17 protein-coding genes and 1 pseudogene are annotated in these 14,882 nt (G+C 53.9%); 6 read left to right on the top strand and 12 right to left on the bottom strand.

What is annotated here, in order from left to right; all coding sequences use genetic code 11:
* Nucleotides 1–30: 30 nt before the first annotated feature.
* Nucleotides 31–318 carry an EscU/YscU/HrcU family type III secretion system export apparatus switch protein gene (locus tag ICT70_RS11405; RefSeq protein WP_191156714.1) on the bottom strand — a complete coding sequence of 96 codons (288 nt, stop codon included), beginning with the start codon at nucleotides 316–318 and terminating at the stop codon, nucleotides 31–33.
* Nucleotides 318–2,147, bottom strand: coding sequence for a hypothetical protein (locus tag ICT70_RS11400; protein ID WP_191156712.1), 1,830 nt, complete (start codon nucleotides 2,145–2,147; stop codon nucleotides 318–320). Before ICT70_RS11400 ends, ICT70_RS11405 begins: the two co-directional genes overlap by 1 nt.
* A 390-nt stretch (nucleotides 2,148–2,537) precedes the next feature.
* On the opposite strand from ICT70_RS11400, the gene ICT70_RS11395 reads away from it, so the two are divergent.
* From ICT70_RS11395 to ICT70_RS11385, 3 genes are all read left to right on the top strand, one after another.
* Nucleotides 2,538–3,557, top strand: a complete 1,020-nt coding sequence (locus tag ICT70_RS11395) for a GGDEF domain-containing protein (protein ID WP_191156710.1) — start codon at nucleotides 2,538–2,540, stop codon at nucleotides 3,555–3,557.
* 93 nt (nucleotides 3,558–3,650) lie between these two features.
* Entirely contained in the window at nucleotides 3,651–3,938 is a 288-nt protein-coding gene (locus ICT70_RS11390; protein WP_191156708.1) for a nucleotidyltransferase family protein, read from the top strand.
* Nucleotides 3,935–4,273, top strand: a complete 339-nt coding sequence (locus ICT70_RS11385; protein ID WP_191156706.1) for a HepT-like ribonuclease domain-containing protein — start codon at nucleotides 3,935–3,937, stop codon at nucleotides 4,271–4,273. The genes ICT70_RS11390 and ICT70_RS11385 overlap by 4 nt, the downstream gene beginning before the upstream one ends.
* Before the next feature lie 49 nt (nucleotides 4,274–4,322).
* Here ICT70_RS11385 and ICT70_RS11380 read toward each other — a convergent pair whose 3' ends face one another.
* The 5 genes from ICT70_RS11380 to fliD all read right to left on the bottom strand — a co-directional run bounded on the left by ICT70_RS11380 (nucleotide 4,323) and on the right by fliD (nucleotide 8,205).
* Nucleotides 4,323–4,979, bottom strand: a complete 657-nt coding sequence (locus tag ICT70_RS11380; RefSeq protein ID WP_191156704.1) for a PilZ domain-containing protein — start codon at nucleotides 4,977–4,979, stop codon at nucleotides 4,323–4,325.
* Nucleotides 4,980–4,988: 9 nt separating this feature from the next.
* Nucleotides 4,989–5,654 (bottom strand): flagellar brake protein, encoded by a 666-nt coding sequence (locus tag ICT70_RS11375; RefSeq protein WP_191156702.1) that lies wholly within the window; start codon nucleotides 5,652–5,654, stop codon nucleotides 4,989–4,991.
* A 173-nt stretch (nucleotides 5,655–5,827) separates the two neighbouring features.
* A complete protein-coding gene (locus tag ICT70_RS11370; RefSeq protein WP_191156700.1) occupies nucleotides 5,828–6,226 on the bottom strand; it encodes a hypothetical protein in 399 nt (132 codons plus the stop codon).
* A 51-nt stretch (nucleotides 6,227–6,277) separates the two neighbouring features.
* Complete coding sequence (gene fliS, locus ICT70_RS11365) at nucleotides 6,278–6,739, bottom strand: flagellar export chaperone FliS (RefSeq protein ID WP_191156698.1); 462 nt, start codon at nucleotides 6,737–6,739, stop codon at nucleotides 6,278–6,280.
* The gene (gene fliD / locus ICT70_RS11360; RefSeq protein ID WP_191156696.1) at nucleotides 6,736–8,205 is read right to left on the bottom strand and encodes a flagellar filament capping protein FliD; all 1,470 of its coding nucleotides are present in this window, start codon (nucleotides 8,203–8,205) and stop codon (nucleotides 6,736–6,738) included. The genes fliS and fliD overlap by 4 nt, the downstream gene beginning before the upstream one ends.
* Before the next feature lie 186 nt (nucleotides 8,206–8,391).
* Here fliD and ICT70_RS15335 point away from each other — a divergent pair, with 186 nt between their 5' ends.
* Nucleotides 8,392–8,949 carry an apolipoprotein A1/A4/E family protein gene (locus tag ICT70_RS15335; RefSeq protein WP_237684535.1) on the top strand — a complete coding sequence of 186 codons (558 nt, stop codon included), beginning with the start codon at nucleotides 8,392–8,394 and terminating at the stop codon, nucleotides 8,947–8,949.
* Between the two features lie 71 nt (nucleotides 8,950–9,020).
* Here ICT70_RS15335 and ICT70_RS11350 read toward each other — a convergent pair whose 3' ends face one another.
* The gene (locus ICT70_RS11350; protein ID WP_191156694.1) at nucleotides 9,021–9,311 is read right to left on the bottom strand and encodes a type II toxin-antitoxin system RelE/ParE family toxin; all 291 of its coding nucleotides are present in this window, start codon (nucleotides 9,309–9,311) and stop codon (nucleotides 9,021–9,023) included.
* A gap of 2 nt (nucleotides 9,312–9,313) precedes the next feature.
* Nucleotides 9,314–9,598: a CopG family ribbon-helix-helix protein gene (locus ICT70_RS11345; RefSeq protein ID WP_191156692.1), complete on the bottom strand. Its 285-nt coding sequence runs from the start codon at nucleotides 9,596–9,598 to the stop codon at nucleotides 9,314–9,316.
* Nucleotides 9,599–9,824: 226 nt separating this feature from the next.
* Between ICT70_RS11345 and ICT70_RS11340 the strand changes: the two genes are divergently transcribed.
* Together ICT70_RS11340 and ICT70_RS11335 are read left to right on the top strand one after the other, a co-directional pair.
* A complete protein-coding gene (locus ICT70_RS11340) occupies nucleotides 9,825–10,028 on the top strand; it encodes a hypothetical protein (RefSeq protein ID WP_191156690.1) in 204 nt (67 codons plus the stop codon).
* Nucleotides 9,988–10,299, top strand: a complete 312-nt coding sequence (locus ICT70_RS11335) for a type II toxin-antitoxin system RelE family toxin (protein ID WP_224747003.1) — start codon at nucleotides 9,988–9,990, stop codon at nucleotides 10,297–10,299. The genes ICT70_RS11340 and ICT70_RS11335 overlap by 41 nt, the downstream gene beginning before the upstream one ends.
* 410 nt (nucleotides 10,300–10,709) lie before the next feature.
* Here ICT70_RS11335 and ICT70_RS11330 read toward each other — a convergent pair whose 3' ends face one another.
* From ICT70_RS11330 to ICT70_RS15275, 3 genes and pseudogenes are all read right to left on the bottom strand, one after another.
* On the bottom strand, nucleotides 10,710–11,066 hold the full coding sequence (locus ICT70_RS11330; RefSeq protein WP_191156688.1) for a flagellar protein FlaG: 357 nt from the start codon (nucleotides 11,064–11,066) through the stop codon (nucleotides 10,710–10,712).
* Between the two features lie 205 nt (nucleotides 11,067–11,271).
* The gene (locus ICT70_RS15280; RefSeq protein WP_191156830.1) at nucleotides 11,272–12,648 is read right to left on the bottom strand and encodes a flagellin; all 1,377 of its coding nucleotides are present in this window, start codon (nucleotides 12,646–12,648) and stop codon (nucleotides 11,272–11,274) included.
* 1,512 nt (nucleotides 12,649–14,160) lie between these two features.
* Nucleotides 14,161–14,571, bottom strand: a pseudogene (locus tag ICT70_RS15275) (flagellin N-terminal helical domain-containing protein); the annotation flags it as partial.
* Between the last annotated feature and the right edge of the window lie 311 nt (nucleotides 14,572–14,882).

Raw genomic sequence — 14,882 nt, 5'->3', positions numbered from 1 at the left:
CCAACCAAATTGAGCCTGTAAAGTTATTTTTCAATCCCCCTCTTCGACCCCGAAGCGGCCATTGACCCGGTACAAAAAGGCGAGAATCTCAGCCACCGCCTGAAACAACTCAGGCGGAATATCCTCCCCCACCGGCACCCGGCCCAGCACCTCCAGCAGATCGGGATCTTCAACAATATCGACCCCGGCTGCCCTGGCAGCGGCAACAATGCGTTGGGCAAAGTCCCCCTGCCCGGCCGCCACCACCCTGGGAGCGGCGAGGGGTTTCTGGTCGTACTGCAGGGCAACAGCCCGCAGTGGTTGCGTGTTTCTGGTCATCAGGCCCTCGTATCGAGCAAGGTGGTCTGGTGTGGCAATAGCGCTTGCTGCAGTTGGTTCAGTGGGTGGCGGACATCAGCACTATAGTGAATCTGCCTGAGCTTCATCTGGGTCAGGGCACCGGTGAGTTCTTCTTCGCACCCCTTGAGGTAGTCCATCTTGTGGCGATCCTCACACGCCAGACGCACCACCAACCCCTGGTCGGGCAGCACGGTCAGATCAACCCGCATACTACCAAGGCTGGAGAGACGTAACGACAGAGAAATCTGTACTTCCTTCTGTTGATGTTGGGAAGAATGTTCTTGCTCTTCGGTCTCGCGGCGGCCGGCAACCAGGTACCCATCACTCAAACCCACCAGCGGCAAAGGGAGAAATTGTAATTGCGACTCACTCAAGCGGGCTTTACACAGCTGAAATAACTCAATGCGTTGGAGCGGCTCACGCAGATCCTCACCACTTTTCTGCTGCAGGGTCAACAAGGTCTGCTTGAGGTTCGCCAGCGCCTGTTTTTGTTTGCCCAGCAGCAGCTCGCGCTCAAGGTGCAGACCGAAAAACTGGGACAACAGCCCCAACGCCTCACCCTGGGCCGGAACCGGGGGGGCTGCCGTTAGTTGCTGCAACTGGATCGCCACCAATTGCAGCCCCTGCTGTAACAGGGGCGCAACCCCTTCGCGGGTCAGCAGTTGATGGATCTGGGTAGTCAGTCCGTCAATTTTCCCGAGCAGATCAGGCGTCAGGGGGGCATTCAGCGCCGGGGTCAGGCGTGGGGCATCGCTACCGACCCCCAGCAGGGTTTTGAGTTCCTGCAATAAGGGTTGCAACGCCCGATAAACATCCTGCTGTGGCGGCGGGAGTGACAGGGGCATAGGGGAATTGGGCGCAACCAGCTGGGCAGTGGAGGTTTGGGGAGCAGAGGGCACCAGGGTTGGCGCTACTAGTGTTGTCCCCGTTGGTTGCTTGAGTTGTTCCAGTAGTTTTGTTGCCTGCTCGGCAATCTGTTCGGTTACTCCCGGATGGTGACGGAGCAATTGGAGTGCCTGCGTCCATTCCGGGGTCCGCAGTGCCGGCAGGGAGCGGATGTCAGCATATTGACGCAACTGGACAAAAACCTCGGTGGTGGCTCTCTGCCAATCTTTTGACATCCTCTCGCCGCCCAGCTCGACCAAAGGCACCAATTGTGCCTGCAAGCGCCCCAACAGCTGAACCAGTAGTCGTGACTGTTCTGTGGTGGCCACCAGCGCGGCAGAGTTTGGTGCCGGCAGAGCGACAGGGCCAGGTGGCGCAGCAGCAGATTGTAGCGCTGCAGGACGACCAAAAAATTCACCGTCCTGCCGCAACCCACGCAGTTGCGCGACCAACTGATCGACTCGCTCTTGCAACGGAGCAACAGCTCCCGGTGCGGGGCCGAGCAACTGGCGCAGCTGATGGATCAGGGTCTGTTCTGCCGGCCGTAAGTGCTGGAACGTTGCCGGGTGCTGCAAGCGCGCCAGCAGACCGGACCAGTCAAACGGCTGCGATAAGACCGGCAAGCGCACCGCTAACTGCTCCTGCAGACGATTAGTCACTACCAGCGCCTCCAGCCGCGGTGCGGTCTGGACAATGCGTAAATCCAGCACCTGACCGGGCTGCAACGGGCGGGCACCTACCGGACGGAAGCGCTCCTTGCCAATTTCAAGCAGCACCTCATCCCGCGCCTCGGTCGCAACGACCAGAGCACGCACCAGCTGTTCCGGGCGCAAACCGGCGGCAACACCAGAGGCCGTACTGACGGTTGGCAGCGCAGGAAACAGAAACAGATTAGCTGGAGAAGGGATCGAGGTGATGACCATCCGGTTATTATCGGTCTTTTACCCTCAGCATCAAAGGAAAAATCGCTGTTTAGCCATCAAGGCACAAAGTCCACCGAGAAAAACAATAAAAACTGATCTCAGGCTCGCTCTTCTTGGTGCTCTTTGAGTCTTGGCGGCTAAAGATTGAACAAAGACCCGAATCGACTTGTCAAATCAGTGACATTGACCCTGTCGAGGTGTTCCAACGTCAACAGACCGTCAAAAAAACATCAAGCGCCGACAGAACATCCCGAAATAACAGCATAATAAAAACTGGCATAAGGTTCGCATAAGGATGAAAAAAGCTAAAGACTTTTTCAGCACTACCCGAAAAGCCTGACATACACTGATATTGATATTGTAATGAACGCATCGAATAAAGGCCGCCCTATGAAGAACGCAACTGCCCTGGTCATGGCTCACGACACGAATCAGCAAACGCAAATCGTCAAGCAGCTGACAGCAACCGGCCTGTTCAGCAAGATCACCCCCATTGCTACCATTGCCGATCTGTTTCGGCGCCTGAAAAGCGCGCCGGCCGATATGATCTGCTGGACGGTTAATCGCTTGCACCCGGAAAATAGTTGGATCAACCGGCTGCAGGCCCAAAAAAAGTGGCATGATCTGCCGCTGATTGCCTTCGCTGACGACCAGCAGAGCGTACTTACCGGCTTTGAACTCGGCGCCAGCGACGCCGTGCAACTGCAGATCGATCAGCAGGAACTCAGTGCCCGCATCAAGCGCCACCTGCAGCGCTGGGAACGGCTGCGCGAACTGCACGATGCCCAGGAAGAACTGCAGCGCATGGCTCTGACCGATCCCTTGACCCGGATTGGCAACCGCGCCACCTTTGATTTGAGCATGACCCAGGCCATGGCCCGCAGTCGCCGCACGCAAAGCCCCTATTCGCTGCTGCTCATCGATCTGGATCACTTCAAGCAAGTGAACGACATCCACGGCCATCAGGCCGGCGACCATATCCTCCAGCAGGTCGCAGCTGCGATTAAAAAATCATCGCGCGATGCCGATATCTGCTGTCGCTATGGCGGCGAAGAGTTTGCCGTGATTCTACCCGACACCGCCGCGCGCGAAGCCGAGATCCTCGCCCGACGCATCCATCGTACTATTGCCGGTATGTCACGCCAACTGCCGCAAGAGCACCAGCCGGTGACGGTCAGTATCGGCATCGGCAGCTCGTCCGACATGAATCGCGGCAAGGTTGAGCTGATGATTGAACAGGCCGACCAGGCCCTCTACCGCGCCAAGCGTAACGGGCGCAACCGCACGGAAATCTGGCACGGCACGGAATCACTGCCTGCTGATGTGACAGGGGATTTTTGTTCGCGGTTTAACTCAGGCAATCTGGTGGGAAACGTGACCGGCAACCTGGCAATGGCAGGACGGATTTAGTTTAACGCTGTACTCTGTTGATAGTGGTTGCTATACTTGGCAAACGCTAAGTAACGTATGGGAATCACTCACATCATATTAAGCGGCGCAGCTATGAAAACCAATCCAGAGATGGAACAACAACTCATCAGCATTCTCCGGCAATACGGGGCCACACAAGTGGGGATTTTTGGATCCTACGCCCGGAACGAAGCCACACCTGCCAGCGATCTTGATCTGTTGGTGAATTTTTCAGAAAGAAAAAGCCTGATGACCCTGGCACGCATCCGCCGCGAACTAACAGAAGCTTTGGGTCTTGAGGTGGATTTGCTGACAGAGGCAGCTATCAGCCCCTATCTGATTGACAGCATCAAGTCCCAGCAACGGATTATCTACCAATGAGCCGGGACGATCACGCCTATCTGTTACATATTATTGATGCCATTAACCAGATTGAGACCTACCTGGCTGGCATTGCTTATGATGATTTTCTTACATCACGCATGCATCAGGATGCAGTTATCCGTCAATTAGAAATTTTAGGTGAGGCTACCAAAAATATCTCCATGGACACCCGGGACCGGAACCCAGACATCCCCTGGAAGGATATGGCCGGAATGCGAGACATCCTTATCCATCAATATTTCGGGGTTGATATGGGATCTGTCTGGGACTCAGCAAACACGGACATACCCACCATCAAACCGCTGCTGAAAGAACTGGTACAAACTTACTGACTGGCGCCGGCCAGACGGGCCCAGAACTGTACTCTCTATATTCTGGAAGTTACAAACTATCCAGCACCTGAACTTTGAGGCGCAGTTGGCGACGTTGTTCGGCCAGACAAAAGGCAACAATCTCATCGCGGTCATCATGTTCAATGGCAATAAACTTCAGTGCCAGGGAATGGTCACGGCCAAGGAGATAACTTCCGACCACTTCACCAACACACTCAATCACCGGCTTATCGACATGGAGCAGAATGTTCATTCCGATCCGCTCGCCGCGCTCGACTTTTTCAGCAACCGGAAAACGGACTCCGCCACCACTGATATTAGCCATGCTCTGCACCGTGTTGAGGGCAGCATCCTCATCCTCCACCCGCCACCAGCTGATTACCAGCTCGGCATCGACCCGGAAATACTCACGCTTCTGCAGATAGGAAAAAGACTCCACCAGCTCCAGCACCAGCTTGTCAGCGGCCGGTTGATGATCAATACGGGCCTGGATCGATTTGATGGCACCGGCAACGTCAAAGGCGAGGCGGCATAACACGGTGGGGTCAAGGGCCTGTTCCTTGAGCTGCCCTTTTAAAAAAATGACTTCAAATTGTGGCGCGTTGGTCACCCGCGCCACGGCATCGAGTTGAGCGACAGCACCCCCCTCAATGGGCAGGGTAATTTTTACCACACGGTAATCGTCAAGATGGTCAAGAATCGACATGCGATCGCACTATTCCTGTAAAGGGGGGCCAATCACCTTGACCTTGAGACGCAACTGCTTACGCTGTTCAGCGAGGCAAAAGGAGACAATAGCGTCCTGATCCTCTTCTTCCAACCCGATAAATTTAAAGGCCGCCGTCGGCCCATCTCCGTTGTCGTAATACGCTACGACTTCACCGACACATGCGATCACTGCCGCCGGCTCATCAATGACGATTTCAAAGCCAACGCGCGCCCCCTCGAGCAATTTCTGCGTCACCGGCAGGCGAATACCGCCTCCGCTGATATTCACCGAAGAGGCCACCGAACTGGCCACCGGATTGGCCTCATCGATCACCCAATAGCTCACCGACAGATCGGCATCAATCCGGAAGTACTCACGCTTCTGCTTATGAACAAAGCTCTCAACCTGCTCCAGCAGCAACCGCTCAGGTGTCGGCTGATCAACAATCCGCGCAGTAATCGACTGATGTTCACCGGCGACATCAAGCCTGATCAGACAGGTTGTTTCCTTATCGAGGGCAAGTTGTTCCAGTTGATCGGGCAGAAAAGTGATTTCAAACTGCAGCCCAGAGGTTAACCGGGCGACCCCGTCCCGATGGACATGCTTTCCCCCCTCAAGGGGCAGAGTGGCCTTGACGACGCGGTAATCCCGGAGATGATCGAGTACAGACATGGCGTGGCACTTTTCTCTAAATTCAGAATTTAGAATATATAATATAGAAGTAAGAAAGAATACAGAATTCAGGAGTCAGGAGCCAACAAAAAATCCAGTTAGTTCAATCTCTCAACAAGAATAACTACTGGATTTTCGGTGTTCATCACGCGGCTATCAGGTTTCCGACGACATTACCCGACCCCTCGTGCGGCGACGGGGAGTTTGCTGACAGGCCGATGATAACCGGCAACGGCAGTACGGCCGCTCTTGATTTGCGCCAACTCGCTGGCAATGACCGCCATGATCCCACGAATTCTTGGCAATAGCAAATGATTCAACTCAGCAATCTGCTCCAGCAGTTCGTTGCGCTCGATAAACAGGGGGTGCTGCTGCCAGTATTCACTATCAGCAGCATACAGCTCAAACACGCGCTCATCGTTGACCCCGGCAGCGTCCTGCAACTGCTGCAAGCGCTCAGTATAGGTCTGCAGGTCTTCCGGATCGGCCTTCTGCAACAAGCGTTCAAGATGGCGCGCGTGCGCTATGATCACCCGGTATTGCTCGATGGATTGTTTCAGTATCACTTCCATGTGGACATTCCTGTCATCCCCCAGCAGACGCTTAACCAGTTTAGTGTGCCCCTACATGGATACCACAAAACGTGGGCGGTTTTCATCATTGTCAGCAGGTGGCGGTGGCGTCGCCGCTACCGGATGACTGGCTTTGCGGTTAAGGTCAATGGCCTCGGCCCAGGTTTCGCGCAAATCGCTGAGGAGCACTTCCACGGTTTTCACCCCCCCCGCATCCTTCTCCAGATTCGCCCGCACCAGCTCGCGGTTCATAAAAGCGTACAGGGCATCGAGGTTTTCAGCAATCTCACCGCCGACCTCACGATTCAAGGTGTTGGAGAACTCCGTGACAATCGCCATGGCGCGACTGATTTTATCCGCCTGGGTGCGCAGATCCTTGGCCGCCATGGCCACTTGCGCCTCACGGCAAAAACGGATGGCCCCGTCGTAGAGCATCATCAGGATCTGCTCAGGAGAGGCGTTGAGAATCTGGGCGTTCTTGTAGAGGTTCATCTGATTGGCGTAAGCATTCATCGTCTTCTCCCGGTCATCATATTGTTCATCAGATCCATTTGTTGGGTAATAAAGTTGCTTTGCGAGTTCATACTGCTCACCAGCAGCTCCATGGCGCCAAAGCGCGCCCGTAAACTCTCTTCTTTTTTATCCATCAACATTTCCATGCGCGCAATATCCCCATCGATGCGCCGCACCGTGGTATCGTAACGGCTCTGATTAGCGGCATAAATACCGTCGCGGGCGCCGGTCAATTTAAGCAGGGCAAAGTTAAACTTTTTCATCACCCCGTCAACGTTATTGTCCCCAGCGAGCAAGGCCGTGAAGGCCGAAAAATTATTCTCCAGTTGCTCATCAAGCCTGCTGTTGTTCAAATTCAGGGTGCCATCGCGGTTGGTGGCCATTCCCAGTTGCGACAACGCCTGCAGTGGGCCGCCACTATTCACCGGGCTGCCCAGAAGGGCCTGCAACTGACGCTTGACGGCATTGACCGTCGCGTCCCCCCGCAGCACATCGCTCAAATTTTCCGGTGGCTTCTCATCGCCTTCAGCGCTGGCGCTTTCAGGAGCAGCAAAACGCTCATAGCCCGCCGCGATCCACTTCATCACCCCGTTGTAAGCATCAACAAAATTGGTGATCTTTTCTTTCAAGGCCGAGGTGTCGGCAGTCACCGCCATCACATTGCTCTGAAACTGGGGCGGATCAGCCCACTGATGCGCCGGCACCCCCTCTTCCGGTGTGCCATTGGCAAGCTGGTCACTGACCTGATGAAGATTGATGGTCACGCCGCTGACAACACCGCTCAAGGTATTACTATCGCTCACCACCTTGATGCCGTCCACATAAGCCACCGCCTGCTGAGCAGAGCGCACCTGATCGAGGGAAAAATCGATGGCCTGCCCGTCACCATCCTGCAGAGCAAACACCGGGTCAAAATTAACGCCGGCGTTATCCCCGGTCAGCACCATGCGGTAGGGCGACTCACCACTGCCATCGTTGATGATGCCAGCACGCACGCCGCTATCGCCGGCCTGCTTATTGATGGCATCGACCAGCCCACTTAAAGAATTGTTACTGTCATCGATGGTGATGACCGTATCCCCCAGGGTCAGGGTACCGGTACCGAAGATCTTATCTGTGGTTGAAGCCACCCCGGCGCTGACGCTTTTTTGCACCTGGGCGAGCTGGGCCACCGCGACATCATAACTGCCGGTCTGGGCGCCGTTGCTGGTGGCGGTAAAGGGCGCATTGGCGGGTACCTCGACCTTGCTGGTACGCACATCACTGGTGAGATTGAGATTCGCCACCGCCCCACGCAGCCCATCGAGCAGATCACGCAGCTGGGCGTAGGCCTTCAGCCGTGTGGCCTCGTACTCTTTTTGCGCTTCAAGGCGCTCCAGTGGGCGGCGCTCAAGGCGCATCAACCCGGCAACGATATCCTCGGTGGGTAACCCCGTCGCCAGACCGCCAAAGGATATTTCTGCCATAATGAACTCCTTGGGTTTCCCCGGTAAAAACTTGCTTCAGGATACCTATCGGCCACAGCAAAGGGAAACTTTAGCAAAAGAGGAGGGGGAAGGCGCGATTTTTTCAACCTTGCCCCTGTCTGCCATCGGGGCTATGATGCCCTTCCATACCAACACACAGCGGAGACGTACATGGAGGCGGGAAACATGACCAGCTCAGAAAAAACCTGTCTGGAACAATTGCTGAAAAACCAACTCACTGAATTCGATCAACGGTTTGAAAGACATATCAAGGCCATCAGTGAAAGCTTCGATCTAAAGATCGGCCTGATTGCCGAAGGACAAGAAAATCTGCGCCGGGAAATGAGTGATTTCAAGGTAAATATCCAGCAGGATATCTCGCTGCTCGACTTCAAAATCGAGACGGTCAACCAACATCTAGGCAAAAAAATCGACACCGTTGAAACCAACCTGAACCAGAAAATCGACACCGTTGAAACCAACTTGAGCCAGAGAATCGACACCGTTGAAACCAACTTGAGCCAGAGAATCGACACCGTTGAAACCAACTTGAGCCAGAGAATCGACACCGTTGAAGTCAACCTGAACCAGAGAATCGACACCGTTGAAACCAACCTGAACCAGAAAATCGACGGCGTTGAAGCCAACCTGACCGAGCACATCCAGAGTGTCGCCGTTGATCTCAAAGCCCACCGCACTGATACCGAAGCCCATGGCGGGATCTATCGCGTCAAGGAGGGGTAGTCTCAGGTCGGTTCGTAAACCGCCCCATCTACATAATCAACCGGGCGGTCGCGGACAAATTAGTCCACATATCAAGCATACCCCGCCTCACATTGACTTTTGAGCGCAAGAACAAAAACTGTATCTATTTCAGCGACATAACGATATAGCGCAACATAACCACGGCTACGGCGGCCAATGACAAGTTCGCGCATGTCTGTTGCGGCTGGTCGCCCAATCAGCGGACTGTGCTCCAGCAGGGACATGGCCGCCATAATACTTTGTAACTGTTCGTTGACGGAATGCGCTGCGTGGGAGGTGAGGTGATGAACGATACGGTCCAGATCATCAGCGACCTGGGGCGCCAGTTCAATCTGCGGCACGATCAGCTGCCCAATTTTCGTGGCGCCGGCGTAGCGGTTGCCACACCGGACAGACGCGACTCAAGACAGTCTTTCATCGCCTCCCAAGGGATGGTTTCGCCGTTGGCAACAATCGCAGCATAGCGTTCATCGGCAAGCTGCTCAAAAGCAGCACGCCGCTCTTCTTGTTCAGCCTTTTCTACAACAGCTTTAAGAATCAGGGCATGAGGGGTCGTCCCAGTTCTTTTTGCGGCATTGGTGATGCGCTGTTTGAGGGCTTCCGGCATGCGAATGGTCGTGGTTGGCATCGATTCCTCCTTGCATTTCATGTTTCCATGACAATGTAGCACTTTTGCAGCACAACTACCAAATAAAAATGCCTTTATAAGCCTTACCATCAGACCTTGATAGACCTTCATCGCGGCATAGGCCTTTGAAGACTCAGGGCATGACGAATCACACCCAAGATAGATTTCACGATTGCATCAATAATCTGTTACAATGAAGAAAACTTTCAAAATAGAAAGGGTCGGTATGAGCGACATCGTTATTGATAAGGATGAGCTGCGCCGGATCATCAAGGATACCATTACCTCGGTCTTGGTTGACAACAAAGAGTTTCTGGAGGACACCATCTCCGAAGCCATTCTTGACCTGAATCTGGGGCTGGCCATTGAAGCGGGAGACACTGGAGAACATGTCTCTGAAAGCACTATCTGGGACAAGCTGGACAGCTGACATGCGGCTGATCTTCACAAAAAGCTTCAATAAAGATATCGATAAAATCCGGCATCTGTCGCAGGTTAAGAATGAGCTTAAGACCCTACTCATCACACTGCAAAACGCGACGTCTTTGACAGACGTGGATCATGTGCGCAAATTGCAGGGATACAGTAACTATTACAGGTTACGTTCGGGTGACTATCGCTTGGGAATCAAACTTGCTGAAGATCATATCGAGGTTATCCGTTTTCTGCACCGCAAAGATATCTACCGCCGGTTCCCCTGACCCCTCCCTTGATGACTACTCGGCCAGAGTATCTGTATTATCAATATCCTCAAGATTTTATGGTGTTAAAGCCTTTCCATCAGATTCTGATAGATTTTCATCGCGGCAAGGGCTTTTAAAGACTTTTTAGCCGCTATCACAATCTATGAACATCTATACAAGCAAAACTTTCAAGAATTTTATGGTTGCAAAACCCTACCATCAGATTCTGATAGATTTTCATCGCGGCTCATATTTTTCAAGGTTTTTATCGATCTTACCAAACACCAAAACCCCGACCGAACAGCTGTTCGCGGGGGTTGTTGCGTTTTTTGTGGTGGCTGCATGGCGGGGTAAAACCGGTGCAGGGGCGAAGTGTCAATCAGCGCCGCCCCGGCACCCTGAGATCCTTCTCACCGCAACACATGCGATTATCCTTCGGCATTAACCAGGTTACCGCGTAGATCGTTCATGCGCGTGGTCAGGTTCATTACTTCTTCCGCTGGAATCTGGCGGATCACCTCATCGGTTTGCCGATCAACAATCTTCACCACCATGCTGCCGCTGGGCTTGTCGTTTTCGAACCGCACGCTGTAAATGCCATCTTCGGTCAGGGCGTTGATCTGCTGCAGCAATTCTTCCGGCTGAACCTTCTGCTGCTTGTTGCCGCTGTCCTGGGGGGCATCCTGCTTCTGCTTGCGGGCCTCGTTGATCAGATCCGCGCCTTTGCTCAAGGATGACTGACCTGCTCCCTGGGTACTGGTACTAACTAAACTCTCAGCGTTCATAATGTCCTCCATAAGGCTTCCCGTCGGTAACGGGAAAAGCCGGGAACCGGTTATGAAGCCGATTCCCGGTGTGTGTTTTCCGTAGGGGCGTGATTTATCACGCCCTGTTAATCTTTGCCCCAATGCGGGCGCAATGAATTGCGCCCCTACGTTTGGGGTATTACCCTGGTAAGGGCACGGCGCGCCGTGCCCTTACGTCAGGTTATTAACCGAGCAGGCTCAGGGCCAACTGCGGTGCCTGGTTTGCTTGTGCCAGGATCGACACACCAGCTTGCTGCAGAATGTTCTGCTTGGTCATGTTAGAGGTTTCCATGGCGATGTCGGCATCGAGAATCCGGCTGCGGGCAGCGGAGAGGTTCTCGGAGACGTTCATCAGGTTGGAGATGGTGCTTTCAAAACGGTTCTGAACCGCACCAAGGTCACCACGCAGGCTGTCGATCTGCTGCAGGGCGGCATCAACGGAACCGATGGCCTCAACCGCACCTTCGCGGCTTGAGATATTCACATTGTCGATGGTGGTGGTGCCGTTACCGACTTCGCTCAGGCCGGCGTTTGCAAGGGCACCCACTTCGACTTCTTCAAGAACAATAGCTGAATTGCTGTTCAGAACCACATGACCGTTGAAGGCACTCTCTTCATGATCAACCCCTACCAACCCAGCATTTGCAGCAGCATCCGTTGCGCCATCCAGCTGGATCGTTTCGGTCAAGGAGAACGACGTATGGTCATCTTTAGTAATTTGTACTTGTCCATCGTCGTTGAGGGTTGCAGTGAGTCCTGTAATTTCTGCAGCGTTGATAGCACTAACAACGTCATCAGCTGTTACTGACAGCCCCGTTACAGAAGCGGCAACATCAATCTCGTTGTTATCCAGATTAATGGTATAGGTGCCAAGTGCAGTACCATCGCCGGCACTACTTGACAATGCATAAGCATCATCTTCGATACCAAGTACGGTTTCTTCCGCAGTGCTCAGGGTGAGGTCGCCATTTGCGTAGTTTGCGCTGAGTCCGTCGATTGAACTCAGAGCTGTCGCTAGCTCAGCACCTGTAGTCACCGCAGAGAAATCGATGTCAGAAAAATCGACAGCTACGCCATCAAGGGTGATGCCAAGTTGATCTACCAGGGCAGCTTCTTCATCACTAATGTTGATAGCCAGTGAATTGATAACACCGCCTGCTAAAGTGGCAGTCGTTTCCTGAGCAGCCACAGTTCCGTCCGCTTCTTCAGCCAAAGCAGCAGTTACCAGGGCAGCAGCCTCGGTGTCTCCGTTGAGAGCCGTTATAATATCGTCAAGGGTTGCATCGGCGGCAAAGGTGACTGTAATAGCGTCACCATCCTCATTAACCACCACGCTGGTACCCGCATCAGCGCCGTCAACTACCACTGAGTCCAAGGTAATTTCTGCGCCTTCTGTTGTTGCTGCCAGATCACCCTCGGCAGTGTCTCTGGTAAAGCTAAGTGCGGCACCAGTATTAGACCCAGCTGCCCAGCCAACCAGCTCGCCTTCAAAAGTCCCTTTTGTGTCAAAGGTGTCATAATTGCCATCAGCGAAGGCAGCAGCGACTTCTGCATCGCTCATAGCATCTGTCGCGGTCAGGGTCAAGCCGGCCACGGTCACAGACTCACCCTCTGCCAAGGCAGTAAACTCAAGGCTGGTTTCACCATCAGTCTTACTTGAGGTTACAGCTATTGCTGCACCTGCCGATGAAACCTCTATATCGCCTACGACGTCAACGCCGCGGTCGAAGGTAACGGTATCAGTAGAAGTAGCTGTGACAGTCCAACCCTCAAGACTACCGGTAAAACCAGCGTTAGCGTGTGCCGTTCCAGAAGCAAAGGATGCGGCGACTTCATCAGCAGTCACAGCATCTGTTGCCGTCAGGGTTAAGCCCGCAACCGTGATCGACTCGCCGTTAGCCAAGGCACCAAAGGTGACAACTGGGGCATCATTACTTAAGTGGTCGGCAGTAACGGTTGGTGCCGCACCAACAGAGTTGTACGTCAGGTCGTCGACATCACCAGTTGCGGCGGTGTAGGTAAATGTAGCTCTATCATTAGGAGTATCGCTAGCAGCAACAACCCAGCCTTCGGCCAACACACCGGTAAAACCAGCGTTAGCGTGTGCCGTTCCAGAAACAAAGGATGCGGCGACTTCATCAGCAGTCACAGCATCTGTTGCCGTCAGGGTCAAACCACCAACGGTGACTGACTCACCGGCGACTAATGCGTTAAAGGTGACTTCTAATTCTTCATTAGTATTGGTAGCTGTTGGTGCGGCGGGTGCTACCCCAGTGGAACTGAACTCAAGATCGTCAACATCGCCGATCTCATTAAAGGTAAAGGCTACCTGATTTACGATAGGATCATCATTTTCATCCGTAACGGCTGTGGCTGCCCAACCTGCGGCCAACTCACCGGCAAAACCAGCGTTAGCGTGTGCATCGCCAGAGATAAAGGATGTGGCGACTTCATCAGCAGTAACAGCACCTGTTGCCGTCAGGGTCAAGCCACCAACGGTGACCGAATCGCCCGCTACCATGTTTTGGAAGGTCAGGGTTGTTGATTCATAGATATCCTCAGTAGCGGTGTTAGCCACCAAATTTATTGCGATATCGTTACCGGCGTCACCTACGGCCACTGCGGTAATTTCAAGGGCGTCATTAATGGTAACACTGGCATTTACTTCTGCGCCGGAGACAACTTCGCCAGCTGTTCCCATTTCGGCAGCAGCAGCTTGCAGCTCGACAACGTTGAAATCAAACGCCTGTACGTTTTGCGCGGTAGCAACGTTGACGGTGTTGTCATTAGCAGCGGTTTGTGCGGCGGCGTTGATGACAGCGGCGACATCAGCTGCGCTGGCGGAAGCAGATTCGCCGACCAGCGTGCCATTGACACTGAAGGAACCGGCTTCGATAGCGCCCTGAATGTTGAGGCCTTCGGCGGTGCTACCGGCGGTGATATTGCGCCCGACGACACTTAAGTCTTCAGCCTTGGCGCCCTTGATATCAAAGCTGATGGTCTGGTCAGTACCTGCGTTGGCACCCACCTGGAAGGTAGCGATATTAGCTTCGCCTGCCATGCTGCCATCGAGCAGGTTCTTGCCGTTGAACTGGGTGGTGACGGCAATCCGGTCGAGCTCCTGAATCAGCTGGGAAACCTCAGCTTGCAGGGACTGACGGTCGGAGGCGGTGTTGGTATCGTTGGCGGACTGTACGGCCAGCTCGCGCATACGCTGGAGAATGTTGGTGCTCTCTTGCAGGGCGCCTTCAGCGGTTTGCGCCAGGGAGATACCGTCGTTGGCGTTACGGGCTGCCTGGTTGAGGCCGCGAATCTGGGCGGTCATGCGGTCGGAAATGGCGAGACCGGCGGCGTCGTCCTTGGCGGAGTTAATCCGCAGACCTGATGACAGGCGCTGCATCGAGTTGTTGAGGTTGGCTTGGGATGCACCGAGGTTACGCTGGGCATTGAGGGACGCTACGTTGGTGTTAATTGTTAAGGCCATGATATTCCTCCATGAGTGTGGTTTGGGCTTCCGTGCCCAAAGGGTGTTGGCGTTGCAGCAACATGCTGCTTGGCCGGTCTACTGTGCTGCGGTGTTGCAATGGACTCGCGCGGGGTGTTTCCGACATGGCCCGATATGGACCTGTTACCTTGCTGTTACCTTGCTTAGCTCACCTGCCTTTCTGCGGATGATTTCCCCGTGGTTGGCTCTTCGACCGGGCCTTAGAAAAACTTTAGGGAAAAAGTGAAATAATGTTGCTTTGGCTATTATGGGGGGAGCAACCGGGGCGAGGCATGCCTCGCCCCTACGGT

The sequence above is a fragment of the Pelovirga terrestris genome, from assembly GCF_014773365.1.
Classification (GTDB): Bacteria; Desulfobacterota; Desulfuromonadia; order Desulfuromonadales; family Geopsychrobacteraceae; genus Pelovirga; species Pelovirga terrestris.
Note: the sequence above shows the minus strand (reverse complement) of the source record. Positions and strands in the feature narration are given on the sequence as shown.